Source organism: Serratia sp. YWN4 (assembly GCF_055790845.1).
On sequence record NZ_CM147696.1, the window covers coordinates 3,581,640 to 3,606,384 of the forward strand.

At 57.6% G+C, this 24,745-nt stretch carries 21 protein-coding genes; 6 read left to right on the forward strand and 15 right to left on the reverse strand.

Going from position 1 to position 24,745, the window contains the following annotated elements; translation table 11 throughout:
- Positions 1-11: 11 nt before the first annotated feature.
- Positions 12-1,001: a DMT family transporter gene (locus tag ACX9GT_RS16855; RefSeq protein ID WP_473187849.1), complete on the reverse strand. Its 990-nt coding sequence runs from the start codon at positions 999-1,001 to the stop codon at positions 12-14.
- Between the two features lie 170 nt (positions 1,002-1,171).
- Here ACX9GT_RS16855 and pdxR (ACX9GT_RS16860) point away from each other — a divergent pair, with 170 nt between their 5' ends.
- Positions 1,172-2,626 carry a MocR-like pyridoxine biosynthesis transcription factor PdxR gene (pdxR, locus tag ACX9GT_RS16860; RefSeq protein WP_473187850.1) on the forward strand — a complete coding sequence of 485 codons (1,455 nt, stop codon included), beginning with the start codon at positions 1,172-1,174 and terminating at the stop codon, positions 2,624-2,626.
- Here the strand turns inward: pdxR (ACX9GT_RS16860) and ACX9GT_RS16865 are convergent.
- Genes ACX9GT_RS16865 through ACX9GT_RS16880 form a run of 4 tightly spaced genes read right to left on the reverse strand, consistent with a single transcriptional unit; the run spans position 2,623 to position 6,259 of the window.
- Entirely contained in the window at positions 2,623-3,123 is a 501-nt protein-coding gene (locus ACX9GT_RS16865; protein ID WP_473187851.1) for a protein disulfide oxidoreductase, read from the reverse strand. The two genes, pdxR (ACX9GT_RS16860) and ACX9GT_RS16865, sit on opposite strands and share 4 nt — an antisense overlap.
- Positions 3,116-3,820, reverse strand: coding sequence for a DsbA family protein (locus ACX9GT_RS16870; protein ID WP_473187852.1), 705 nt, complete (start codon positions 3,818-3,820; stop codon positions 3,116-3,118). The genes ACX9GT_RS16865 and ACX9GT_RS16870 overlap by 8 nt, the downstream gene beginning before the upstream one ends.
- On the reverse strand, positions 3,817-5,841 hold the full coding sequence (locus ACX9GT_RS16875; RefSeq protein ID WP_473187853.1) for a protein-disulfide reductase DsbD family protein: 2,025 nt from the start codon (positions 5,839-5,841) through the stop codon (positions 3,817-3,819). The genes ACX9GT_RS16870 and ACX9GT_RS16875 overlap by 4 nt, the downstream gene beginning before the upstream one ends.
- 49 nt (positions 5,842-5,890) lie before the next feature.
- A complete protein-coding gene (locus tag ACX9GT_RS16880; RefSeq protein WP_473187854.1) occupies positions 5,891-6,259 on the reverse strand; it encodes a copper resistance protein in 369 nt (122 codons plus the stop codon).
- A 181-nt stretch (positions 6,260-6,440) separates the two neighbouring features.
- Between ACX9GT_RS16880 and flk the strand changes: the two genes are divergently transcribed.
- Entirely contained in the window at positions 6,441-7,463 is a 1,023-nt protein-coding gene (gene flk, locus ACX9GT_RS16885) for a flagella biosynthesis regulator Flk (RefSeq protein ID WP_473187855.1), read from the forward strand.
- Here the strand turns inward: flk and ACX9GT_RS16890 are convergent.
- Complete coding sequence (locus tag ACX9GT_RS16890; RefSeq protein ID WP_473187856.1) at positions 7,460-7,912, reverse strand: rhodanese-like domain-containing protein; 453 nt, start codon at positions 7,910-7,912, stop codon at positions 7,460-7,462. The genes flk and ACX9GT_RS16890 overlap by 4 nt on opposite strands.
- 93 nt (positions 7,913-8,005) lie before the next feature.
- Here ACX9GT_RS16890 and pdxR (ACX9GT_RS16895) point away from each other — a divergent pair, with 93 nt between their 5' ends.
- Positions 8,006-9,439 carry a MocR-like pyridoxine biosynthesis transcription factor PdxR gene (gene pdxR / locus ACX9GT_RS16895; protein WP_473187857.1) on the forward strand — a complete coding sequence of 478 codons (1,434 nt, stop codon included), beginning with the start codon at positions 8,006-8,008 and terminating at the stop codon, positions 9,437-9,439.
- A 71-nt stretch (positions 9,440-9,510) separates the two neighbouring features.
- Positions 9,511-10,743, forward strand: a complete 1,233-nt coding sequence (gene pepT, locus ACX9GT_RS16900; RefSeq protein WP_473187858.1) for a peptidase T — start codon at positions 9,511-9,513, stop codon at positions 10,741-10,743.
- A 28-nt stretch (positions 10,744-10,771) separates the two neighbouring features.
- Here the strand turns inward: pepT and ACX9GT_RS16905 are convergent, their stop codons facing one another.
- Complete coding sequence (locus ACX9GT_RS16905) at positions 10,772-11,875, reverse strand: SLC13 family permease (RefSeq protein WP_473187859.1); 1,104 nt, start codon at positions 11,873-11,875, stop codon at positions 10,772-10,774.
- Positions 11,876-12,140: 265 nt separating this feature from the next.
- Here ACX9GT_RS16905 and apbE point away from each other — a divergent pair, with 265 nt between their 5' ends.
- Positions 12,141-13,172, forward strand: a complete 1,032-nt coding sequence (gene apbE, locus ACX9GT_RS16910; protein ID WP_473187860.1) for an FAD:protein FMN transferase ApbE — start codon at positions 12,141-12,143, stop codon at positions 13,170-13,172.
- A 350-nt stretch (positions 13,173-13,522) separates the two neighbouring features.
- Here apbE and ACX9GT_RS16915 read toward each other — a convergent pair whose 3' ends face one another.
- From ACX9GT_RS16915 to fabB, 6 genes are all read right to left on the reverse strand, one after another.
- Positions 13,523-16,642, reverse strand: coding sequence for an efflux RND transporter permease subunit (locus tag ACX9GT_RS16915; protein ID WP_473187861.1), 3,120 nt, complete (start codon positions 16,640-16,642; stop codon positions 13,523-13,525).
- Positions 16,639-18,096: an efflux RND transporter periplasmic adaptor subunit gene (locus ACX9GT_RS16920; protein WP_473187862.1), complete on the reverse strand. Its 1,458-nt coding sequence runs from the start codon at positions 18,094-18,096 to the stop codon at positions 16,639-16,641. The genes ACX9GT_RS16915 and ACX9GT_RS16920 overlap by 4 nt, the downstream gene beginning before the upstream one ends.
- Entirely contained in the window at positions 18,093-19,352 is a 1,260-nt protein-coding gene (locus tag ACX9GT_RS16925; RefSeq protein WP_473187863.1) for a TolC family protein, read from the reverse strand. The genes ACX9GT_RS16920 and ACX9GT_RS16925 overlap by 4 nt, the downstream gene beginning before the upstream one ends.
- 10 nt (positions 19,353-19,362) lie before the next feature.
- Entirely contained in the window at positions 19,363-19,686 is a 324-nt protein-coding gene (locus tag ACX9GT_RS16930; RefSeq protein WP_473187864.1) for a copper-binding protein, read from the reverse strand.
- A gap of 71 nt (positions 19,687-19,757) precedes the next feature.
- Complete coding sequence (locus tag ACX9GT_RS16935; RefSeq protein ID WP_473187865.1) at positions 19,758-20,183, reverse strand: hypothetical protein; 426 nt, start codon at positions 20,181-20,183, stop codon at positions 19,758-19,760.
- A 206-nt stretch (positions 20,184-20,389) separates the two neighbouring features.
- Complete coding sequence (fabB, locus tag ACX9GT_RS16940; RefSeq protein ID WP_473187866.1) at positions 20,390-21,604, reverse strand: beta-ketoacyl-ACP synthase I; 1,215 nt, start codon at positions 21,602-21,604, stop codon at positions 20,390-20,392.
- 170 nt (positions 21,605-21,774) lie between these two features.
- On the opposite strand from fabB, the gene mnmC reads away from it, so the two are divergent.
- Entirely contained in the window at positions 21,775-23,796 is a 2,022-nt protein-coding gene (gene mnmC / locus ACX9GT_RS16945; RefSeq protein ID WP_473187867.1) for a bifunctional tRNA (5-methylaminomethyl-2-thiouridine)(34)-methyltransferase MnmC2/FAD-dependent 5-carboxymethylaminomethyl-2-thiouridine(34) oxidoreductase MnmC1, read from the forward strand.
- Positions 23,797-23,835: 39 nt separating this feature from the next.
- On the opposite strand, the gene ACX9GT_RS16950 is transcribed toward mnmC, so the two are convergent.
- Complete coding sequence (locus ACX9GT_RS16950) at positions 23,836-24,117, reverse strand: YfcL family protein (RefSeq protein WP_459401953.1); 282 nt, start codon at positions 24,115-24,117, stop codon at positions 23,836-23,838.
- Between the two features lie 31 nt (positions 24,118-24,148).
- Complete coding sequence (locus tag ACX9GT_RS16955) at positions 24,149-24,694, reverse strand: elongation factor P hydroxylase (protein ID WP_473187868.1); 546 nt, start codon at positions 24,692-24,694, stop codon at positions 24,149-24,151.
- Positions 24,695-24,745 lie beyond the last annotated feature (51 nt).

Below are 24,745 nucleotides of genomic sequence, written 5' to 3' on the forward strand. Positions count from 1 at the left end.
AGATCAGCGGCTTATCCTTCACGCTTTTTCAGCATCAGTACTCCGCCCATCACCAGCGCACTGCCGAGCAGTTGTAGCTGATTCATGTTTTCCCCCAACAGGAAATAGGCGATCACTGCGGTGAACACCAGCTCCAGCGACAGGATCAGGTTAGCCACCGCCAATGGCAGGGTTTTCAGGCTGATATTGTACAGGCCGAACCCCAACAATGTCGGCCCGGCAGCTAAGGTGACCAACAGCAGCCAACCGTTCCACTGGATGCCTTGTGCCCCTTGCGACAGGAACCACAGATCGCCAGTCATGCCCTGGAACGCCGCCAGAGGGAAAAACGTCAGCGTGGCGTTAAACAGCCACTGATAAACCGCAGAAAAACCGAACACATACAGAATAGTGTTCCACACCGGGTAGCGCCGCTCGCTGGCAATGCGCCCGCCGAGGGTATACAGGGTATAGCCGATGCCGGACAACAGGCCGACCACCAGCCCCAGCAGATCGAAGCGGCTGTTGCCCATGCTGTCGCCGTTGCTCACCAGAAAGCAGCCCACCAGGCTGACGGCAATCACCAACAGCTCACGCGGGCTAAGACGCTCGCTGTACAGCACCCAACCGAGAAACAGGGTGAAGCCCACCGAGCAATAAGTCAGGATAGTGGCTACCGAAGCACCGTTCAGGGCCACCGACAGCGTCCACAAACCGTTGAAGAGAGCCAGCAACAGGCCGTAACCGACATAAAACAGCACCTGCTCACGCCGCAGGCGGGCCCACTCAGGTTTGAATAGCAACAACAGCGGTAACAGCACCACCGCCACCAACGCCGCACGCCAAAAGGCCAGCACAAAAGTCGGCAGGTGAAAATACTCCGTCAGCGCACGGATAATGATCGCGGTAAACGCCAACAGCATGGCGCTGATAATGGCGATCGCATAACCTTGGCTACGGCCAGCTAAAACACACCCAGCGCCTACCAGCGGCTCTGCGGAAATACTCGTTGGTGATGACATAGCAGCCTCAAATATCCATCAGATAACTATTCTGGCTGAGATTCTAACGCGGCCACATTTTGCCACCATAGCCACTTTACCCCGATGTTATGCAGGCCACTTTTCTTTGCTTGAAGCCTTATAATAATGGGATATATTAAAAAATCCTTTCAGACACCGGGCCAGTTTGCATGCATATTCCGTTAGATCGCCAGCAGGATATTCCGCTGTATCTGCAAATCGAAGAGGCGTTACGCCGCGCCATTCTGAGTGGTACTTTTGCCGATGGCGACAAGCTGCCCTCAACGCGCAGCCTGGCAGCCAAGCTCTCCGTCAGCCGCCTGACGGTGGAAAATGCCTATGCCGAACTGACTGCCAAAGGATTGCTGCAACAGCGGCGCGGTAGCGGAGCTTATGTTCGCCATCAGCAACCGGTTCCTATCCGGCAGCAGCCCCTTTCCAGTGAACCCTTCCCGCTCGTTCGCTTCACTACCGCCACTTCGCGGCTGGACGGCTACCCGGATATCCCACTGCCGGAGCACATCATCAACTTTGCTGCCGGGGTTGGCAGCCCTAAAGTGTTCCCGCTGGAGGAGTTTCGCAAAATTCTGCTGTCGATCCTCAGTCGCCACGCGGAGGAGGCCTTCAGCTACGGTGATTACTGCGGTTACTACCCGTTGCGCGACACGCTGGGGCGCATCCTGACCGCACAAGGGATCCCCACCCGCGCCGAACAGGTACTGATCACCAACGGCTCGCAGCATGCCATCAGCCTGATTTTCCAGACGCTGTTGCAGCCGGGCGATACGGTGATTGTCGAAGAGCCCACCTATGCCGAAGCGCTGGGCCTGCTGCGCCTGCACCGCATCAACATTGTCTCCGTTCCCAGCGATCGGCACGGCATGTGCGTTGACCTGCTGCCCGCGTTGATCCAGCAGCATCAGCCGAAAATGATCTATACCATCCCCAACTTCAACAACCCGACCGGGCGCTGCCTGAGTGAGGCGCGCCGCCGCCGTTTGCTGGCCCTGGCGCAGCAAGCGGGCATCGTGATTCTGGAAGACGACTTTGTTGGCGATCTGCGTTACAACGGCAAAAGCCTGCCGTCGCTGCGCGCATTGGCAGCGCCGGGTACGGTGATTTATGTCAGCACCTTTTCCAAAATGTTGCTACCCAGTATGCGTATCGGTTATCTGGTGGCCGACAGCGAACATTATCTGCGCCTGTCAGCGCTGAAACACGTCGACAGCTTCACCAGTTCCAACCTGATCCAGCGTGCCCTGGATGCTTTTGTCACCGTTGGCCGCTACGACAAACAGCTACGCCGGGCGGGAAGGGTCTATCGCCTGCATCGCGATGCCATGGTGGCAGCATTGCAGCAGCACTTGCCAACGGGCTGCCGGTTTGAGGTGCCAGAAGGGGGCTTGTTTATCTGGCTGCAACTGCCAGCCTCCATCACCACCACGGCGTTAATGCCCGCCGCCTGGCAGCAAGGCGTCACCTTTGCGCGCGGTGAGTGTTTTCATGCCGATGAAGCGCGTGGGGCGCAGGGGCTGCGGCTGAACTTTGCCGCCAATACGCCAGAGTTGATCGAAGAAGGGATCGCCCGGCTATGCCGGGCAATCGCCGAGGTGCAGAGTAATTAAACCGCGGCCCACCACAGCCGCAGTTTCATGCTCCAATAGCTGGTCCAGCCGGTAGTGCTCTGCACCACCCTGCCCTGAGAGATCACCACAAAGGTCGGCGTCACACCCACCTGCCACTGCGCCGACAGTTCGCCGCGCCGATCGTTAACCACCGGCAGTCTTAACTGTTTGTGAGCCAGAAACTGCTCAACCTGCCGATCATCACCGGAACGCAGCGCCACGCTCAGCACATTACCGCCGTTGGCCGCCAGCTTAGCGACATTTGGCGTCGTAAAACGGCAAACACTGCACCAACTGGCCCAAAAGTAAACCAACAGCGGTTTGCTTTGGCTGAGTTGGGTCAGTGATACCAGTTCACCGTCGAGCGTTTCCAGCATCTGGTTATTGAAAGCCGGGGGAGCCTGCGGCGCACGCAGCCAATCCATGGCCAGCATCACAGCCCACACTATCAGCGCAAGCACCAGCAGTTCACGCGCCCAACGCGTTAGCTTAGCCATTTTTCACCTTTGCCAATTGCTGCTTCACGAGTTCCTCCAGATCCTCATAGGATACCGCGCCCGGCAAGATCTGGTCGCCAATCACGGTGGCGGGCGTGCCCTGCACCCCCAACTGTTCTGCCAGTTGCATATTGGTACGCAACGTGGTCATGCTCTGCTCGCTAGGGGCTACCGGCGTAACGCCCGTTTTCTGCTGAGCCGCCGCGATACTGGCATTATCGTGAAAGCCTTTTTTGGCCATCAAACGCTCATGCAGCGGCCAAAACTGTTCCGGGTGCTGTTGCCAAGTGGTGAGCGCAACGCGGGCCGAGGCGATCGAGCTTTCGCCCTTGAAGGGCACCAGTTTCATCACCAGCGCCACCTCGGGATATTGCTTGACGATCTTCTCCAGCAACGGATCAAACTGTTTGCAGTACGGGCAGTTGTAGTCGGTAAAAACCACCAGCGTCAGTTTGGCATTTTTGGCCCCTAAACGCGGGCTGGCGGGATCGCCGAACAAGGTTTTGTCTTGTTGTTTGAGTACCTGATTGCTGGTTTGCTGCTGCCAGGCATCGGCCGCCTCCGCCAGAATCTGCGGGTTAGCCACCAGCGTTTCGCGGATCAGCACCTTAATCCGCGCCTCCTGCTCGGCAGTAAAGGGCGCAGCGGCCCAAGCTGGGGTGATTATCAACATCAGCAAAATCAGTAATGTTTTCATTGTTCGGTTCCTTTGGCGGCAGACAGGGCTTTCAGCACGGCATCACGGCTTAACAGCGGTGACATCACCTCACCGTGCGGGCTGCCAGGGCCATAAACTTGGTTGAACGGGATCCCGGCGCTACCGCGCTGTTGCAGGAAGGCGGAGATCGCCGCTGATGGTCGGCTCCAGTCGCCGCGCAGCGCCACCACATCGTCAGCACTGAGGGCTTGTTGCACATCATCGCGCATCAGCACGTTGAGCTTGTTGACTTTGCAGGTGACGCACCAATCGGCGGTCACATCGATAAACACCCGCTTATGTTGAGCCAGTGCCTGAGTGATCGCCTGCTCAGACAACGGCTGCCAAGCAATATTGTCATGCAGCGGTTGCCGCCACAGGCCAGCGCTGAACGAACCGATCAGCAGTGCCAAACCGCCCACTGCCGCCACGCTGGCTGCGGTACGCCATCCCAGCCGTTGCCAAACCGCCAACAGCAGGCCTAGCATCAACACCGCACCGGTAATCAGAGTCGATTGCATACCAATATGATTACTCATCAGGCTAAGCAGCCACAGCGAAGACAGCAACATCAGCAGGCCAAGCACCAGGCGCATACCGTTCATCCAACGGCCCGGACGCGGCAAGCGCAGCGCCAATGCAGGCCAGGCGGCGATGAACAGCCACGGCAAACTCATACCGAGCCCCAGCGCGACAAACATGCCCCACAGCACCGGCAACGGTGCCGCCAAGGCAAACGCCACCGCGGTTCCCAGAAAAGGCGCGGAACACGGCGTCGCCAGCAGCGTGGCAAATGCCCCCTGCCAGAAGTGCCCGCTCAGCCCCTGGCCGTTATGGGTTGCCAGCCGGGTATTGAGCGAGGAAGAGAGTTGCAGATGGAACAGGCCAAACAGGTTGGCGCTAAACAGCAAAGTAACCAGCACCATAAAGCCGATAAACCACGGGTTCTGGAACTGAATGCCCCAACCGAGCGCGTGATTACTTAACCGTAATAGCGTCATCAGCAACGCCAGCGCCATAAACGACGCCACAATGCCGCCGGAGGAAGCCAGGAACTGTAAGCGCACGCTGCGCCGATCGCGCTGCTCTACCTGCAAAATCGAGCCCAACTTCATGCCCAACACCGGCAACACACAAGGCATCAGGTTAAGGATAAAGCCACCGGCTAACGCCATCAGCACCGCCTGCCATAATGGGAAACCACTCAAGGGAGACAATCCGAGTGGCCCGCCGATGGTCAGCGTCGCTTCCTGAGCCAATCCACCATCGCTGACCACCAACCGCAGCGTTTTACCGCGCAGATCGGGGGCCGCCTCGCCCCAGCCGTCGCTGACCGGGATGCGCGCCTGCAAGTTAGCCCCGTCGTGGTTTACCTTGGGCTGGCCCAGAGAGGCATCCTCTAGAGTGTCGAAAAACAACTCCGGCTGTTGCCAGCCTGCCGCCCGCTCGGCGCTGATTTGCAATTCACCGCGCTGATAACCGGCTCGGATGCTGTCGAGCAGGCCGCTGGCGATCGGCACCTGCCCCATCGCCTGAGCAAAGTCGTGGTTAAACTGCGTATCGTTCGGCGCACCGAGATCCAGGCTGAATGGGTAATCGGTCAGAATGCAGACGTTGTTACAGGTCGAGAGCGTCAGCGTGCCCGCGAGTTGCTGAGGGGGGCTCCCTTTCAGCACCATCGGCAAGGTCACCCGATCGTGATAGCCCTGAGTAGAAATCCCTGCCACGTCAAAACGTTGGGGAACCGGCCAGAACCAGGTTGCCGCAGGGGGATCGCCCTGCCAGACGATCGCAGGTGCAATACCGCCTTCCCCCGGCGATCGCCAGTAGGTTTTCCAGCCCTTTTCCAGTTCAACAGACAGCAATACGCGGGTTTCAGCACCGTTGCTGGTATCGGCACGCAGCCTGACTTTAGCGTGATGGTTTTGCGGGCTTTGCAGCCAGCCGCTGTCCGCCGCCTGTAACGCAGGCTGCCACAGTAATAGCAGGCAAGCGAAGGCCAGCCTGATGATATTCAACATGTTTTTTCTCCATAAATTAATTAATCACCGAATCTGACGGGGGATTAACTCATTCATGAAACACGCATAATCGAAGATGAACCCTGAGGGTGGTGGGGGAAATGACTCGAGGCGGCGGGATGCGCAAGCGCGGAGCAATGATGGGTGCCAGTAATACCAGCAACATGCCGAGGCCAAACAGCAGGGCTTCAAACATCACCGGCGGTGCAGTCAACAACGATTTGGCGCTCAACTCACAGGGAGTGACCGCCGCTTCAGCATCATCACCCGTTACCAATACGGGGCTGGCGCTCGCGGAGGAAAAAACCATCGCCAATTGCAACGCATGCAGACCCGCCATGCGCTGGGTGATGCAGGTGAGCATTACCAGGCAAGCCAGGCATAAAAACCATTTTGCAATCCGCTGACGATTAATCATAACGTTCCCAATCCCGTATCTGCGCTTATCTTAGCGGCGTAAACCAGATACGCAACGATTGGCCTGTAAAGAAATGTCTTGATGGCGGTATTGATAGCACCGAATTACAGGTATCATGACCGATTCAACCTGTGCTTCTCGCCGGGTATACTGATTCTCTTTGCCGCGAAGGACGGGTGATATGCAACCTTTGAGTGGGCCAGGTGCCCCCAACGCCCCTAATCACCCTCCGGCCCAGGGCAACGTTCCGCACTCCGACGAGCTCCCGCTCTCTCCGGCGCAGCGCACCCAGCTTGAAAAACTGATCGTGAAAATCATGGCGCTCAGCCCGGCCAAATCGGCAGAAATCTGGGCTACCCTGCGTCATGAACTGGGAGCAGACAACAGTAGCGAACTGCTGGCGCGCCATTTCCAACCCGCTGAACAGCTGTTACAGAACCGTCTTACCCTAGCGCAGCAAAGCCATGCCAGCCGTCAATTACTGCAACAATTGACCGATCTGTTACCGCAGGGCAATAACCGCTTGGCGGTGAGTGATTTTATCCGCCAGCAGTTTGGCCACACGGTGTTAAGCCAGTTAAGCCCTCCGCAACTGCAACAGGTGCTCAACCTGCTGCAAACCGGCAGCCTGACCATCCCTCATCCACAGCAAACCATCACCAGCGATCGCCCATTGCTGCCTGCGGAACACCAGCATCTGCAACAGCAGGTGACCAAACTCAGCGCCGCTACCGGTGAAGCGCCGCTTAAAATATGGCAAGCGCTGTTCGATCTGGTGGGGGTAAACACCCACGATCCGCTGCCCGCGCGCCATTTCCAACTACTCAGCCAATTCTTGCAGGTGAAAGTGGCGCTCAGCCCACAAAGTGCCCCCACGTTGCACAACCTGTTGGTGGTATTGAAGCAACCGGCAGACCAGCAGGAACAGCAACAGCTCAGCGACTATTGCCAGACGCGTTTCAGCAGCGGCCTGAATACACCGCTGACCCATACGCAGATCAACGATGTTATTCAGCAGTTGTTTACTCGCCGCCTGGAGAAAAGCCATGGCCAGCCGTTAACCAGTGAAAACGTGCCGCCGCAACCGTTGCTCCACTCGCTGATTGCCGTGCTGCCACAGCCGCTGCAAGCCACGTTCAGTAAACCCCTAGTGCTGATTGCCATCCTCCTGGTGCTGGCCTTGCTACTGATCTGGCTGTTTTAGCAGCCGCACTCCGCAACGTTGCTCTGCCCTTGCATACTTCCTGTTTCAACCCCGATGGTCAGCGGATGGCCATCGCGTTGCCAGAAGTCCAGCCCGCCGATCAACTCCTTCACCCGAAACCCCAGTTTTGCCAGTTTATAAGCGCCTTTGGTGGAACCGTTGCAACCGATGCCGTCGCAGTAGGTGACATAAACCTTGTCCCGATCCAGTGCGGCAGTGCTCTGTTCATCCATCAGGCGGTGCGGGAAGCTGATCGCCCCGGGAATATGCCCGGCGGCATACAGCGCTTCGGCGCGGGTATCGATCACCACCATGCCGCTGATGCCGTTGCGTAAATCCTCTGCCACATCCGATGAATCGGCGTAATAACTGAGCTTGGCCGTCAGATAGTCCAGGCTCTGTGCGGCGCTAGCGGGAGGGAAAGCCAGAACGAGTGATGCAGTGGTCATAGCGAAGGTTCCTGTGCAGAAAGACGAGTGACAATCATGCCCGATTTTGGTCTTATCATTGATACCAATTCTCACTCAATGATAAGACCGATCATGCATCAGGTGTTACTGACCCTGTTTCAACAGCCGGAAAACGCTGCCGCTACGCTACGTGAACAGGTTTGTAGCACCTTGCGCAACGCGATCCACAGCGGTGCGTTAAGCGCAGGCCAACGTTTACCCTCTTCACGCCTGTTAGCCGCAGACCTGCGAGTTTCGCGCGTTACCGCCGAAGCAGCGTATGCACAACTGGAAGCCGAAGGCTATCTACAGCGTCGGGTAGGCCAAGGCACCTTTGTCGCTATTCAGATCGTCAAGCCAGTAGCGGTACGCAAAATGACTGGCCAGTTGCGGCTGTCGCAGCGTGGCACATCGATTCTGCAAACCGGTGGCTGCCACGATCCGCAGCAACCCCTGCCGTTTGCCGCCGGTTCACCAGATCTGCGGGCATTCCCGTTGAAACTGTGGAAACAGCTCACCGCTCAGCAACTGCGCGTGCGCGGTGAAAAGCTGCTGCGCTATGGCGACCCGCAAGGTTACCTGCCACTGCGTGAAGCCATTGCCGGTTACGTTGGTCAAACTCGCGGGGTGAACTGTGATGCGCAACAGGTCATCGTGTTAACCAGTTCACAGCAGGCATTGCAGTTGATCGCCACTCTGTTACTCGATCATGGCGACAAGGTATGGATGGAAGAACCCGGTTACCTCGGGGCCAGAAACGCTTTTACCAGCGCTGGAGCCCATCTGATCCCGGTCAATGTCGATGAGGCAGGCCTGCGGCCCGATAGCGCATTGCCCGTTCCACACCTGATCTATCTGACTCCCGCTCATCATTACCCTACCGGGGTGGCACTCAGCTTGCCGCGACGCTTGGCCCTGCTGGAGATGGCGCGGCGTGAGCAAAGTTGGATTATTGAGGATGATTACGACAGCGAGTTTCACTACGACGGCCAGCCGATGCCCGCCATGCAGAGCCAGGATCGCCACGGTAATGTGCTGTATCTCGGCACCTTTTCCAAAACGCTGTTCCCCTCGCTGCGATTGGCCTATCTGGTTGTGCCGCTAGAGCTGGTCACCGCATTCAGCACCGCCCGCACGCTGTACGACGGCCACAGCGCCCAACTGATGCAGGCGGTAACGGCAGAGTTTATCCAGCAGGGGCATTTTGCGGCGCATATCCGTTACATGCGCCAGCTGTATCGCAGCCGCCGCGACTGGCTGCTGACGCAGGTAGAACAGCAGTTGAAGGACTTCGCCACACCACAACCGGCCAGCGGTGGCTTGCAACTGACCCTTTGGCTGCCACCCGGCCAGGAAGCCTGCTTAACCCGGCAAGCGCAGCAATTAGGGGTGATCACCCCCGGCCTGGCGGCACAGTTTATGACGCCACAGGCACGGCGCGATGGTTGGCTACTGGGCTTCTCCGCCCTGACACCGGGGGAAATCAGCGCAGCCGTTGAGCAACTGAGCAAAATTGCCCGTGGCTAACCCGTTATTGCATTGGACAACCGACTGATTTGGCTTTAAAACCTTTGTATTGCCGATCACGAGGAACCTTAATGAGCAACGCTATTGCCGAACAACTTACCGAACGTTTTTTCCGTTATCTGGCGGTCACCAGCCAAAGTGATGCCACAGCCACCACGCTGCCAACCACAGCAGGTCAGCATGATATGGCGCAACTGTTAGCCGCCGAACTGCGCCAGCTTGGGCTGGAAGACGTACTGGTCGACGAACACGCCACCGTCACCGCCCGCAAACCCGGCAATCAGCCCGGCGCACCGCGCATCGGTTTTATCACCCATATTGATACCGTTGACGTGGGTTTGGCCGCCGAGATCCACCCGCAGCGCCTGCGCTTTACCGGCGAAGATCTGTGCCTGAACGCTGAGCAGGATATCTGGCTGCGCACCACCGAGCACCCGGAGATCCTGGCTTATCCCAACGAAGAGATTATTTTCAGCGACGGCACCAGCGTACTGGGTGCCGACAATAAAGCGGCGGTGACCGTGGTGATGACGCTGCTGGCGAACCTGAGCGCTACCGATCGTCACGGCGATATCGTGGTGGCCTTTGTGCCGGACGAAGAAGTCGGCCTGCGCGGGGCTAAAGCGCTGGATCTGGCGCGCTTTGACGTTGATTTCGCCTATACCATCGACTGCTGCGAACTGGGCGAAGTGGTGTATGAAAACTTCAACGCCGCCGGGGCAGAAATCCGCATTGAGGGCGTGACGGCGCACCCGATGTCGGCAAAAAACGTGCTGATTAACCCAATCCGCATCGCCACCGATATCATCAACCAGTTTGATATTCAGGATACGCCAGAGCACACCGAAGGGCGCGAAGGTTATTTCTGGTTCAACGATATGGTGGCCAACTCTAATAACGCCACGTTGAAAGTGTCGATCCGCGATTTTGATCTGGCCGCCTTCAACAACCGCAAGGCACGTTTGCAGGAAGTGGTGCAGCAGGTGGCAGCCAACTATCCGCGCGCCAAGGTCAGTTGCACGGTGCAGGATATTTACAGCAACATCAGCAACTCCATCGGCGAGGACAAACGCGCCATCGAGCTGATTTTTGGTGCGTTGGCCGCCCATGGCATTACGCCGAAAGTGATCCCGATGCGCGGTGGTACCGACGGTGCGGCGCTTTCCAGCCGTGGCCTGATCACCCCGAACTACTTTACCGGCGCGCACAACTTCCATTCGCGCTTCGAGTTCCTGCCAATCAGTTCCTTTGTGAAATCTTATCAGGTTACCCGCAGCATCTGCCTGCTGGCCGCACGCGGTTAACCCTCAAGCCGCGGGGCCACCCGCGGCGTCACAACATTAACCAGCCGATCAACGCCGCCCATGCCAGAAACGGCAGCGAATAGTAATGGAAACGCAGCCAGATCCGCCGATCCCCAGCCATACGCAGCGCAATCAGGTTAGCCAAGGAGCCGATCGCCAAGCCAAAGCCCCCGGCATTCACCGCGTAGGCCACCAAGGCGCTGGAAGGCACATAGTTAAGCAGCAAAATGGTGGCGGGCACATTACTGATGATTTGTGACAGGCCAATGCCCAATGCATAGACCGCCCCCTCTGGCAGCGCGGCGATGTGGTTAAACCACGGCTGCATCACCGGCAACCGGGTGAACAACCCGACATCGATAAACATGGCGATAAACACAAAAATCAGGCTCCAGTCGATTTGCAGCATTACCCGCCGGGCCAACAGCAGGAAACCGACAAACACCGCCAACAGTCCGTAAAGCGGTAGCGCAAAATCCAGGCAGATCAGAAACACCCCATACAGCACCACGCAACTGAGCAACAGGTGTTTTTGGTAAGGGTAACTCTGGGCTTGGGTCTTTTTAACAATATCGCGCGCCGGGAAACTGAACCAGGTCACCACCAGCAGGCTGAGCATCATCACCGCGCCGAAAGGCGCCATCTGGCCGATAAAACCGAGGAATGACAGTGATGACTTGCTCCACAGCAGAATGTTTTGCGGATTGCCGATCGGCGTCAGTAATGAACCCGCATTCACCGCCAGCGCCTGAAAAACGATCAGCCGATTAACCGGCAACGCAGAGAGTTTTTTCAGCGTGATGGTCAGGGGAATCACGATAAACAGCGCCACATCGTTGGTCAGGAATGATGACAGCAACGCGGCGGAAAACACCAGAAACAGCGCCAGCCAGCGCTCACTGCGCAGCCTGTTGACGATCTGGCGGCCAATAAAATCGAAATAGCCGCTCACCTCCACGCCCTTGGTCAGCAGCATCAACCCTAGCAGAGTGATAATGGTGCGCCAGTCGATAAACTGGGCCAGCGGCTGTGGTTCGAGAGCAAACAGCAGCACGCCGATCAGCAGCAGCGCGTGTAAAAAACGGTCGTGAAAAAACGGCCTCAGCAGGCGGGTTACAGCATTTGAACTCATACTTTTCGCTTCGCAAAACAGCCAGAATGCAGGGCAAAGACGTTAGCCGAAGCACGCAAATTACGCCACTTAAAAAGCTTTTCATTTGCCATGCCTTACTATATATACCCTAAATAATTCGAGTTTCAGGAAGGCGGCGACGGAGCGAATCCCCAGGAGCATAGGCCACTATGTGACTGGGGTGAGCGAGGAAAGCCAACGCACATGCAACTTGAAGTATGACGGGTATATCCATCATCTTTCGTTTACTTTTAAGGATCTTCCCATGGTTCACACCTTTGCCAGCCGGTTGCTGCTGACCGCAGCACTCACCCTGCTTGCCGCCTGTAACGACACCGCAACCCGCCCACAGATCGACATTGAAGGCAAAACCATGGGCACCTTCTACAGCGTGAAGATCAGCGGCAATATTGATGAGAATAAACAGCAGTTGCAGCAGGAGATCGATGCCCTGCTGGAGCAGGCTAACGACGATATTTCCACCTATCGCCCGAATTCGGTGTTATCCCGTTTCAATCAGAATCACAGCAACGAGCCGCAGCCCATTCCACGCGGCATGGCCGATATTATCCTGATGGCCCAGCGGATTGGCCGCGATACCGGCGGTGCGATGGATATCACCGTCGGCCCGCTGGTGAACCTGTGGGGCTTCGGCCCGGATAAGCGTGCGGTCAAAATCCCACAGCAGCAGCAAATCGATGCGGCCAAACGCAATACCGGCCTGCAACACCTGAAACTGCTTAGCGATAACCGTGGCGAATGGCTACAGAAAGAGTTGCCGGAGATGTATGTCGATCTCTCTACGCTGGGGGAAGGTTACGGCGTGGATCAGTTGGTACGCCTGATGGCGCGGAAAGGTATCACCCACTATCTGGTGTCGGTGGGCGGTGCGGTCTCCTCACGTGGCGTCAACGGCCAGGGCAAGCCTTGGCGCGTCGCCATTCAGAAACCCACCGATCGTGAGAACGCGGTACAGGCCATGGTCGATCTGCAAGGCTACGGTATTAGCACCTCGGGCAGTTACCGTAACTATTTCGAACAGGACGGGCAGCGTTATTCCCATGTGATCGATCCCACTACCGGCCACCCGATTAACCACCGGCTGGTTTCCGCCACGGTGATCGCCCCCACGGCGCTGGAAGCCGACGGCTGGGATACCGGGTTGATGGTCTTGGGCACGGAAAAAGCGCTGAAGCTGGCAGAAGAGCAAGGGCTGGCGGTGTACTTGATCAGCAAAACCGACGACGGTTTCAGCGTGGTAATGACACCGCAGTTTAAGGCGTTTTTGGTGCAGTAATACCATTAAGCGTAAAGTGCAAAAGTTGCCCGGTGATAACAGATTCGGGTGTTGACGTTGAGCGCATCATGACCTGCTGAGCAAGACACCGGTGCCAGGGGCAACCGGCCATGAATGGCCGGTTGAGGCGATATGAACATGGACGTGAATTGAGCCGACCCGCTCGGCAACGGTGACGCCGCGAAGGCACCCGCGCAGCGGGCAGGCCATGTTAAGCGTTGGCGCGGGTGCAGGGCCCCGCCTTGGGCCCTGCAATTGCCGTGCACTATTGTTTCATGGAATCACGCCATTTTTACGGCAATTCCCATTACACCTGGCTGACATAGACGAAAGCATTATGTATGAGTCCCCTAACGCTTCCTATGCAACAACAAATACACCGCCGGGATCACCAGCATCGACAACAGCGGCGCACTCACCATCCCGCCGATCATCGGTGCGGCGATCCGCTGCATCACTTCCGACCCCGCACCGCCGCCCCACATGATCGGCAGCAAACCGGCCATAATGGTGGCCACTGTCATCACCTTTGGCCGAACGCGCAATACCGCCCCTTCGCTGATGGCAGCCATCAGTTGCTGGTGGCTTAACGGCTCGCCGGGCTGGCGGTGCTTTGCCAGCGCCTGATTGAGATACAGCACCATAATGACGCCAAACTCCGCCGCAACGCCCGCCAGAGCGATAAAGCCCACCGCACCGGCCACCGACAGGTTGTAATTGAGCAGGAACAGCAGCCATACCCCACCGATTAACGCAAACGGCAGCGTTGCCATGATCAGCAACGCATCACGCACGCTGTTGAAAGTGACAAACAGCAGCACGAAGATAATCCCGAGCGTTACCGGCAGCACGATCTTCAACTGGGCGCTGGCGCGCTCCAAATATTCGAACTGCCCGGACCAACTGACAGAAACCCCGGCAGGCAGCGTTACCTGTTGCGCTACCGCGCGCTGCATCTCTTCCACCGCCGATTTCAGGTCACGCCCGCGCAGATCGACATAGATCCAGTCAGACAGCCGTGCGTTCTCACTTTTCAGCATTGGCGGGCCTTCGGTCAGCCGAATATCCGCCAGTTCTGCCAACGGCACCTGGCTGCCCGCCGCGGTCACCACCGGCAGCTCACGCAAGGCCTGCAACGAATCACGGATCTCGCGCGGATAACGGACGTTGATCGGGTAACGTGCACGCCCTTCAATGGTTTCACCGATGTTCTCACCGCCCACCAGCGTTGCCACGATCGATTGCAGCTCTTTGACCGAAACGCCGTAACGCGCCGCGCGCTGGCGATCGATATCAATATCCACATAGCGCCCACCGGCAATACGTTCTGCCAGCGCCGAAGTCACCCCCGGAACCTGTTTCACCACCTGTTCGATCTGGTTGGAGGCGCGTTCGATGTCGGCAATATTGCTACCGTTAACCTTGATACCGACCGGGCTTTTGATGCCGGTTGCCAGCATATCCAGCCGGTTGCGGATCGGCGGCACCCAGACGTTGGCAATGCCCGGCACCTTCACCACGCTGTCCAGTTCTGCCACCAGCTTGTCCATGGTCATGCCGGGTCGCCACTGTTCGCGCGGTTTAAAGCGAATGGTGGTTTCCAGCATGGTCAACGGTGCCGGATCGGTGGCGGTTTCTGCCCGACCAGCCTTGCCGAACACCGTATCCACTTCCGGTACGGTTTTGATCAAGCGATCGGTCAACTGTAACAACCGCGCCGCTTCGCGGGCGGAAATCCCCGGCAAGGTGGATGGCATATACAGCAGATCGCCTTCGTCCAGCGGCGGCATAAATTCACTGCCCAAACGGCTGAGCGGATACAGCGTCAGCACCAGCAGCGCGGCGGATATCCCCAGCGTGGTTTTTGGCCGTGCCAGCACCGCCGCCAACAACGGCTGATACAGGCGGATCAGCCAGCGGTTAAGCGGGTTGGCGTGCTCGTCTGGAATACGTCCACGGATAAAATACCCCATTAACACTGGCACCAAGGTGATCCCCAACCCGGCGGAGACCGCCATGGCGTAAGTTTTGGTGAAGGCTAATGGTGCAAACATCCGCCCTTCCTGCGCCTGCAACGAGAACACCGGGATAAATGACAGGGTAATGATCAGCAAACTGCAGAACAGCGCCGGGCCAACCTCCACCGCTGCCTGTTCGGAGATACGCCAATAATCCTGCGAGGTAGGCTGTTGGCCAGGATGGCGCTGTCGCCACTGCTCCAGCACTTTATGCATGTTCTCGATCATCACAATCGCCGCATCCACCATTGCACCAATGGCGATCGCAATCCCCCCCAGCGACATAATGTTGGCGTTGACGCCCTGATAGTGCATCACCACAAACGCCCCGAGGATCCCCAGCGGCAAAGTGACGATTGCCACCAATGCCGAGCGGAAATGCGACAGAAACAGCGTGCAGACCACCGCCACTACCAGAAACTCTTCCAGCAGTTTGAACGACAGCGTGTCGATGGCGTTTTCAATCAGTTGGGAACGGTCATAAACCGCCACAATCTCCACGCCCGGCGGCAACGTTTGCTGGATCTGCTGCAACTTGACCTTCAGCGCCTTGATGGTTTCCAGCGCATTTTTGCCGTAACGCATCACCACAATGCCACCGGCCACTTCGCCTTCACCGTTCAGTTCCGCAATACCACGGCGCATTTCCGGCCCTTCGCGCACCGCAGCCACCTGTGCGAGCAGGATCGGCACGCCGTCGCGCGCGGTAATCACCACGTTGTTGAAGTCATCGAGCTGTTTCAGGTAACCGGAGGTGCGCACCATATATTCCGCTTCGCCCATCTCCAGCAGCGCCCCACCGCCTTCCTGATTGGCATCTTGGATCGCACTGACCACCTGCTGATGCGTAACGTTCAACGCCCGCATACTCTCTGGATTCAACACCACCTGATACTGACGCACCATGCCGCCGACGCTGGCCACTTCGGCCACATTGGGCACGGTTTTCAATTCGAACTTCAGCGTCCAATCCTGCAAGGCGCGCAGGTCCGCCAGGCTATGCTTGCCACTTTTATCTACCAGCGCATATTCATAGATCCAACCGACACCGGTAGCATCTGGCCCCAGCGCCACTTTTGCCTGCGCGGGCAATGAGGATTGCACCTGGCTCAACGACTCCAGCACCCGCGAACGCGCCCAATAGGGATCGGTGCCGTCTTCAAACAGGATGTAAATATAAGCATCACCAAACATCGAGAAACCGCGCACCGTGGTGGCACCCGGCACCGTCAGCATGGTGGTGGTCAGCGGGTAAGTCACCTGATCCTCAATCACCTGCGGCGCTTTCCCCGGATAAGTCACGCGCACGATCACCTGCACATCGGAAAGATCGGGCAGTGCATCCAGCGGTGCTTTCTGCAACGCCCAAATCCCCCACGCAGCCAGCAATATTGACGCCAGCAACACCAGCAGACGATTGCGTATCGACCAACGAATCACCGAGGCAATCATGGGTGGCCTCCGTGCTCTGTGGCTTGCGGCTGGATTTGGCTGATGTGTGAGCCGTTTTCATCCACGCTGAAGTGGATCATCACGTTACTGCCGATGCCGATCCCGGCAGGCAACCCGCCTTTCGGCAGAGTGAAGTCCATAGTCATCGCTGGCCATTGCAGCTCCGGCACCGGTTCGTGCGACAGCGTAATCTCATTGCCGTCCAACGCTTCAACCACCGCCTGCGCCTGATACTGTTTCACCGCCTGCTCCCCGGCCAACTGCGGCAGGGCGCTGCGCATGCTGGCTTCTGAATCGATCAGGAACTGGCCAGAAGTCACCACCTGTTGCCCGGCTTGCAGCCCTTGTTTGATCTCCACCCAGCCGCTTTGTGCCAGCCCGGCCACCACCTCAACCGGGGTGAAATGGCCATTGCCTGCCGCCACCAGCACTCGATTACGATCGCCATTGCCGATCAGCGCTTCCTGCGGGATCGCCAACACCGGTTTGGCCCCGGCGTTTGCCGCCAGCGACACTTGCAGATACATGCCCGGCTTTAGCCGCTGCTGTGGGTTTTGCAGCACAATACGCGCCTTGAAGGTGCGCGTCAGCGGATCAACGTTCGGCAGCAATTCACTCACCTCACCGCTAAAGCGTTCGCCCGGCCAACTGGCGGAACTGGCCTGTACCGCGTTCCCCACCTGCAACAAACCGGCCTGCGCCTGCGGATAATCGATCACTACCCACACCGGATCGAGGCTCGCCAACTCAAACAGCCCTTGCGTGGCGACTACCTGTGCGCCTTCGCGCACATCCAGTTTGTTGATAAACCCGCTTTCCGGCGCGGTGACGGTCATACGCGTCTGCGGTTTGCCGCTGCGTTCTACCTGGCGAATAATCGCTTCCGGCATAAACTGCAACTCCAGACGCTGGCGGGCGGCCGCGGTCAGCGCACTATCCCCCAGCGTGCGGATCGCTAAGTACTCCTGCTGCGCCGCACTCCAATCCGGGATCCACAGTTGCGCCAGCGCTTCACCCTTTTTGACCTGTTGCTGGCTGGCGCGCACGTACAGTTTCTCTACCAGACCACTGGCGCGTGCGGCGATCACCTGCACGCTGCGCTCGTTGATCGCCACGCTGCCATAGGCGTTGATCTGCACATTCAGCTCACGCAACTGTGCCGCAGCGGTACGCACCCCGAGGTTTTGCTGCTGGCGGGCGCTGATGGTAACGCCGCCGTCCTGTTCCTGCTCATCGGCATAGCGCGCCACCAGTTCCATGTCCATAAAAGGGGATTTGCCCGGTTTATCAAACCGCTGGCCGGGCACCATAGGATCGTACCAATACTGCACCTGCCGTTCAGCGGCATTGCCGGTGGGCTGGGCCACCGCAGTTTGCTGAGTGGCAAACCAGTAACCGGCCACTCCGCCCCCAACCAACGCGGCCAGCAGTGCCAAGCTAAAACGCATTTTCATTGTGCTATCTCCTGCGGGGTCAGGTAACGAATCGCAGCCCACAACTGCGCCAATTCGCGCGCCGCTTTACCGGCGCTAAGGCGGCTATCGAGCAACGCCCGGCGCGCCTCCAGCACCGATGAAAGATCGCTTTTGCCACTGCGGTATTGTGCCAGTTGCAGCGCCACCCGCTGTTGTTGCAGCGGAATAGCCTGTTGTTGCTGGCGCTGCCATTGGGTCTGCGCAGCCTGGTACTGAGCCAACAGCGTATCGAGCTGCGCCTGATGATCGCGGAGCAGCAACGTCAGTTGGTCATTGGCTTCCATGGAGCGTGAGACATCAGCAGCATGATCTTTGTCTTGCCGCTGTGAACGGAACACCGGCAGATCGACGGTAAACATCACGCCCGCCAGATCCTCATAGCCATCGGCCCGTTTGCCGTAATACACCTCAACCCCCACGTCCGGGATCGCGGCGATTTCCGATTGGGCCGAACGGGCTTTGGCTACGTCGGCTTCGCGGCTGGCCTGTATCACTTCCGGGTGCTGTTTGATCGCCTGCTGCAACAGCTGGCTTTCAGCCGGTAAGCGTTCAAAGTGCGGCAACGCGCCGCGGGTGCTGGCTTCTGGCTGGCCGGTGAGCTGCGTCAGGCGGGCCTGGGCGATGGCAACATCACGCTGTGCCTCGCTGAGCCGATCCTGCATCGCCAGCAGGGTCAAACGCGCGTCGATCACGTTAGTGGCCGGTGAACTACCGCTGGCAACGCCGCTATGCTGCGCGGCGATCTGGCGTTCACTCTCTTTAACCAGCGTTTGGGCATCCTTCAGCGTTTGCTGGCTCAGCGCCAACTCCAACCACGCCTGCGCGGTTTGTTGCTGCAAGCGAGCACGAATGGTGGCGCTGCCCGCCGCGGTTTTACTCGCCTCGGCGCGCAGCGTATCCGCCTTGCGCTGGCGTTTACTGCTGCTGACGTAGTCCTGCATAATGCCAACCCGCTCCATGGTCATGCCCTCGCGGGTCAGACGCCGGGCGTTGTTGCCTTGCACCGGCACGTTCTCAATCCCGATCTTTAATTTGGGATCGGGCAGTTGCATCGCCGAATCGGCCATGTTCTGCAAGGCATTCACCTGATGCTGATTAGCGGAAAGCTCAGCCGAATAGCGCTCTGCCGCCGCCAGCGATTGCTCCAGCGTCAGCTCGGCGGCCTGCACGCTCGCCGTGCAACAGGCGAGCAGCAGCCAACCCACCCGCAATGGGTGAGAAAGTAATTTGGACATAGCGCCCCCGTTATTGTTGGCTGGCTTTGATGGCCGTCAGTTGATAGCCACCGTCAACCTGGCGGAAGCTGAAATCAACCTGGGTTCCTGCGGCCAACGCTGGCAATGGCGGTTGGGGCTGAAGAAAGTTCATGGTCATAGGCGGCCAACTCAAGGCCGGGATCGCCGGATGAGCGAGCAATACCTTCTTGTCACTCCAGGCTTTAACGATCCCGGTAGAGTGATAAGCGGCATCCTCCGCTGGCGCGGCAGGTTGATGGTGTTGCATTTCCGCAGCAAGAGTGGCGGAAGAGAAAAACAGAGAGATGAAAACAGCGGCAAATAAGTTACGCATAATGATAGCTCCGTAAAATAGTCAATAACCAACACAAATCGTCGTCTTGGACGGCAAAGCGGAGGGTTTGGCTATTCACGGAACCGGCAGAACACGATCTCTGCCGGAGGGCCTGCTATGGGAGGGGTTTGCCAATCAGCGCGGGAGAATTGCGCCTGCTGAGTAGGTTCAACCACCAGCAGTTCGCTACTGGCAGGCAAGATCGCTGCCAAAGCTAAATTGCCGTGATCCTGCTGCATAGGATCGGGAATGCAGTGCTTTTCACACAGTGGCCCTTCGGCCTGCATGCTGTCCATCGCCGGATCGTTTGTCTGCATGTGCATCATATGCTGCTCTGCCGGTGCTTCGGCAGCGAATTGCAAATTACAGCTATGGCTGGCAATAGCCAGTTGGCTGTTTAACAACAGCCAGCAGACGGCCAATAGCCATACGCCTGCCCGCTTCTTTGCGAAGCGTAGCCGATGCATGGATAAAGAGATGGACGCCAAAGCCGACATGCCACGATTCCAAATGGATAAACTTCGCCGAGTATATCGGCAGAAAATCACCGCAGGAATAAAATTTACACCTGCTGACAAAGCACCCCGAGAACATTCCTGAACACAGAAAATACTTTGATTTCAGTCAACTAAGCAGATTGTAGACATAAAAAAATCGGGCACGTTTTAGCGTGCCCGATTTTTGAAACTTCGCAGCAAAAAACTTATTTTTGCAGCTTGCGCATCACCAGCGTCGCGTTGGTGCCACCAAAGCCGAAGCTGTTGGACATCACGGTGGTCAATTCGCGTTGGGTTGGCTCGGTAATGATATTCATGCCCGCCGCTTTCTCATCGAGGTTATCGATGTTGATGCTTGGCGCAATAAAACCGTGCTCAACCATCAGCAGGCTGTAGATCGCTTCCTGCACGCCCGCCGCACCCAGTGAGTGACCGGTCATGGCTTTGGTGGAAGAGATCGCTGGTGTGTTGTCGCCAAACACTTCGCGAATCGCACCCAGTTCTTTCACATCGCCAACCGGCGTAGAAGTCCCGTGTACGTTCATGTAATCGATAGGAGTATCAACGCCCTGCAGTGCCATTTTCATGCAACGCACAGCGCCTTCACCGGATGGAGCCACCATATCAGCACCGTCGGAGGTTGCGCCGTAACCGATGATTTCCGCATAAATATGTGCGCCGCGAGCCAGTGCGTGCTCCAGTTCTTCAACCACTACCATGCCACCACCTCCGGCGATGACGAAACCGTCACGCGCTGCGTCGTAAGTACGGGAGGCTTTTTCTGGCGTGTCGTTGTAGCTGGTAGAAAGCGCGCCCATTGCGTCGAACTCACAGGCCATTTCCCAGCACAGTTCTTCACCGCCGCCGGCGAATACTACGTCCTGTTTGCCCAGTTGGATCAGTTCCATCGCGTGGCCGATACAGTGTGCAGAGGTTGCGCAGGCAGAGCTGATGGAATAGTTCACACCGCGAATTTTGAATGGGGTGGCCAAGCAGGCAGAAACGCCGGAAGCCATCGCCTTGGTGACCATATAAGGGCCGACGCCGCGCAGGCCTTTGGCACGCATACCGTCAGAACCTGCCACCTGGTTACGCGGAGAACCGCCGCCAGAACCGACCACCAGGCCGGTGCGATCGTTGGAAACCTGGTCAGCGGCCAGACCGGAGTCTTTGATCGCCTGTTCCATGGAAAGAAAGGCATAAACGGACGCATCGCTCATAAAGCGCACCACTTTGCGGTCGATCAGACCGGTGGTGTCCAGTTTAACGTCACCCCATACGTGACTACGCATGCCGGAATCTTTCAGCTCCTGAGAGAAGGTGATCCCAGAGCGTCCTTCCTGCAAACTTGCCAGGACCTCCTGCTGGTTGTTACCAATGCTGGAGACGATTCCCAGGCCAGTAATCACTGCACGTTTCATTCAATACCTCTTCCACAATTTTACATTCGGGATTTTGCAACGCACTTTAGCGTACAGATGTACGCCGAACAAGTCCGATCAGAATGATTCTGTATTATATCTATCCGGTTTGCACCGCAAGAGCACCGCCGCTAAAATCGTGCCACCCCTTGAATTACGAGCAATAAACCGTGAGCCATACCCCCATCCAAACCGCAGCGTTAAGCTGGAATGAACAGGGTACACCTGTTTCGAAACAGTTTGATGACGTCTATTTTTCTAATCAGGATGGGCTGGAGGAAACCCGCTACGTATTTCTTAACGGCAACCGGTTACCACAGCGTTTTAATCAGCATGCGCGCCCGCTGTTTATTGTGGCGGAAACCGGCTTCGGCACCGGGCTGAATTTTCTTACTCTGTGGCAGGCTTTCGCCCGTTTTCACGCAGAATCCCCCGAGGCAATGTTACAGCGCCTGCACTTTATCAGCTTCGAAAAATTCCCGTTACAGTTAGCCGATCTGGCAGCGGCTCACGCGCAGTGGCCAGAATTGGCCGCCTATGCCAGCGAACTGCGTGCCCAATGGCCGCTGCCCTTGCCGAGTTGCCACCGCCTGCTGCTGGCCGAAGGGCGCATCACGCTCGATCTGTGGTTCGGCGATGTCAACGAGCTGTTGCCGCATTTCGATGCCAGCATGAATAACCAGATCGACGCCTGGTTCCTTGATGGTTTTGCACCATCGAAAAACCCCGATATGTGGAGCGAGTTGCTGTTTGCAGCGATGGCGCGCTTTGCCCGCCCGGAAGGCAGTTTTGCCACCTTCACCGCGGCAGGGTTTGTGCGCCGCGGCTTGCAGCAGGCCGGTTTTACCGTCGCCAAATGCAAAGGCTTTGGTCAGAAGCGCGAAATGCTGACCGGCACTTTACCCGCAGAAACGCCGCCCGCCCCCCACCCGCAACCGTGGTTTCTGCGCCCGGCGGCCCAGAATACCGATGATGTGGCGATTATCGGCGGCGGCGTTGCCAGTGCGCTCACCGCGCTGGCTCTGTTGCGGCGCGGTGCCAAGGTCACGCTGTATTGTGCCGATGCACAACCGGCAGAAGGGGCTTCCGGCAACCGCCAAGGCGCGCTTTATCCCCTGCTGAATGGCCGGGGCGATGCGCTGGAAAGCTTCTTCAGCGCCGCCTTCCCTTTTGCCCGCCGTCAGTACGATGCTTTGCTACAACAAGGGGTTGAGTTCGATCATCAGTGGTGCGGCGTCAGCCAATTGGCCTATGACGAAAAGAGCACCGGGAAAATTGCCAAGATCCTGGCCGTTACCTGGCCACCCGCGCTGGCGCAAGCGGCCGATCGCGCTACTCTCAGCGAACTATGCGGCATCGACACCGGCTTTGGCGGTATCCGTTACCCAATGGGCGGTTGGCTATGCCCTGCCGATCTGACTCGCGCCGCATTGGCCTTGGCTCAGCAGCAAGGCTTGGTTTGCCATTATCAATATATGCTTACTGACTTGCAGCGCATTGGTGAACGCTGGCAGCTACAGTTTGCCGCAGGACATACCGGCGAGCACGCGACGGTGATCCTGGCGAACGGCCATCAGTTACCAACATTGGCACAAAGTGCAGCGCTGCCGGTAACGGCGGTGCGCGGCCAGGTTTCACATATTCCCACCACGCCAGCGCTGAGCAGGTTGAAACAGGTGCTGTGTTACGACGGTTATCTGACGCCGGTCAACCCAGCCAACCGGCAGCACTGCATTGGTGCCAGCTATCAGCGCGGGGAAAGTGATACGGAATATCGCGAGAGCGAACAGCAGGAAAACCGCGCGCGTCTGCTGCGCTGCCTGCCGGATCAAGCGTGGCCGCAGCAGGTGGATGTCAGCGGTCAGCAAGCGCGCTGTGGCGTGCGCAGCGCCACTCGTGACCATATGCCAATGGTAGGGGCACTGCCGGATTATGCGGCCACGCTGATGCAGTACGCGGATTTACAACAGCAACGCCGGTGCGGGGCAACCATTGCCGATGCGCCGGTTTATCCAGGGCTATTTGTTATTGGCGCATTGGGATCGCGCGGCCTGTGTTCAGCCCCATTGGCCGCAGAAATTCTGGCGGCGCAACTGTTTGGCGAACCGCTGCCGGGCGATGCCGAAATGCTGGCGGCGCTGAATCCGAATCGCCTGTGGGTCAGGAAGTTACTGAAAGGACGTGCGGTTTAGCAAAAGGGGAAGCGGGTTCAGCACGCTGAACCCGAAGAATTACGCAGTGGGGAGTGCGGCCTGATACAGCCTTTCCCACATGCCGAGAACCAATACCTGATCCGGGGGGGAAAGCTCACCAGCAGCGATGGCTTTATCCAGGCTGCTCTGCACCCAGACTTTGAGCTGTTCGGCGCTGTGTTCGTCGTGCGCTTCGGCTTCGGCCACCGCCAGCGTGAGATGACCGCGCAGGTAGCCACCGGCAAACAGTTCATCATCGCTGGCGTGTTCTACCATGTCATCAATCAGCGCCAGAATGCGCGCTTCGAATTCTTCGATCATCAAACGTCCTCATTAAAAAACAGGCGTTACCTCACAGATCTTCCGGGTAAGGGAAATGCTCAGCCGCCAGCGGAGGCGTATTGTAAAACGATTGTAGCGCCTGAATAAAGCGCGCAGGACGTATGGGTATTCCCTGCTCCAGCAGTTCCAGTACGCGGGTACGCACTTTGCGCTGGAATGTGATGCGATCCGGTTCGCAATCTCCGTTGAGATTGTCGCAACTGACGTTGAACGGGAAACCGGCAGCGACACAGAACATCCACTCCAGCGCCTGTGGATTGATCTCGACCACTTCGAATTCGCTCTGCGTCTTGGCATCGCGCCCGTCTGGGCAATACCAGTAGCCAAAATCCACCAGTTTGCGGCGCTCAGCCCCGGCAATACACCAGTGGGAGATTTCATGCATCCCGCTGGCATAGTACCCGTGGGCAAAAACGATGCGGTTGTACGGCAGTTCTTCATCGGCTGGCAGATAGATCGGCTCATCATCGCCTTTGACCAGGCGAGTATTGTAATCATCGCTGAAGCACTGGTTAAAAACTTCAATCAGTTGTGAATATTGATGGGTGTCTGGCATAAAAAAACTCAAATAACCACAAAATTAAGGCGGCAATTATACCTGATATCT

Bases quoted from the DNA above. Each gene is read 5' to 3' on its own strand.
- ACX9GT_RS16855 (WP_473187849.1), bottom strand. From the start codon at position 1,001: ATGTCATCACCAACGAGTATTTCCGCAGAGCCGCTGGTAGGCGCTGGG.
- apbE (WP_473187860.1), top strand. From the start codon at position 12,141: ATGGTTCACACCTTTGCCAGCCGGTTGCTGCTGACCGCAGCACTCACC.
- pepT (WP_473187858.1), top strand. From the start codon at position 9,511: ATGAGCAACGCTATTGCCGAACAACTTACCGAACGTTTTTTCCGTTAT.
- flk (WP_473187855.1), top strand. From the start codon at position 6,441: ATGCAACCTTTGAGTGGGCCAGGTGCCCCCAACGCCCCTAATCACCCT.
- pdxR (WP_473187850.1), top strand. From the start codon at position 1,172: ATGCATATTCCGTTAGATCGCCAGCAGGATATTCCGCTGTATCTGCAA.
- ACX9GT_RS16890 (WP_473187856.1), bottom strand. From the start codon at position 7,912: ATGACCACTGCATCACTCGTTCTGGCTTTCCCTCCCGCTAGCGCCGCA.
- ACX9GT_RS16920 (WP_473187862.1), bottom strand. From the start codon at position 18,096: ATGAAAATGCGTTTTAGCTTGGCACTGCTGGCCGCGTTGGTTGGGGGC.
- pdxR (WP_473187857.1), top strand. From the start codon at position 8,006: ATGCATCAGGTGTTACTGACCCTGTTTCAACAGCCGGAAAACGCTGCC.
- ACX9GT_RS16875 (WP_473187853.1), bottom strand. From the start codon at position 5,841: ATGTTGAATATCATCAGGCTGGCCTTCGCTTGCCTGCTATTACTGTGG.
- ACX9GT_RS16930 (WP_473187864.1), bottom strand. From the start codon at position 19,686: ATGCGTAACTTATTTGCCGCTGTTTTCATCTCTCTGTTTTTCTCTTCC.
- ACX9GT_RS16925 (WP_473187863.1), bottom strand. From the start codon at position 19,352: ATGTCCAAATTACTTTCTCACCCATTGCGGGTGGGTTGGCTGCTGCTC.
- ACX9GT_RS16905 (WP_473187859.1), bottom strand. From the start codon at position 11,875: ATGAGTTCAAATGCTGTAACCCGCCTGCTGAGGCCGTTTTTTCACGAC.
- ACX9GT_RS16950 (WP_459401953.1), bottom strand. From the start codon at position 24,117: ATGATCGAAGAATTCGAAGCGCGCATTCTGGCGCTGATTGATGACATG.
- ACX9GT_RS16880 (WP_473187854.1), bottom strand. From the start codon at position 6,259: ATGATTAATCGTCAGCGGATTGCAAAATGGTTTTTATGCCTGGCTTGC.
- fabB (WP_473187866.1), bottom strand. From the start codon at position 21,604: ATGAAACGTGCAGTGATTACTGGCCTGGGAATCGTCTCCAGCATTGGT.
- ACX9GT_RS16935 (WP_473187865.1), bottom strand. From the start codon at position 20,183: ATGTCGGCTTTGGCGTCCATCTCTTTATCCATGCATCGGCTACGCTTC.
- ACX9GT_RS16865 (WP_473187851.1), bottom strand. From the start codon at position 3,123: ATGGCTAAGCTAACGCGTTGGGCGCGTGAACTGCTGGTGCTTGCGCTG.
- ACX9GT_RS16870 (WP_473187852.1), bottom strand. From the start codon at position 3,820: ATGAAAACATTACTGATTTTGCTGATGTTGATAATCACCCCAGCTTGG.
- ACX9GT_RS16955 (WP_473187868.1), bottom strand. From the start codon at position 24,694: ATGCCAGACACCCATCAATATTCACAACTGATTGAAGTTTTTAACCAG.
- ACX9GT_RS16915 (WP_473187861.1), bottom strand. From the start codon at position 16,642: ATGATTGCCTCGGTGATTCGTTGGTCGATACGCAATCGTCTGCTGGTG.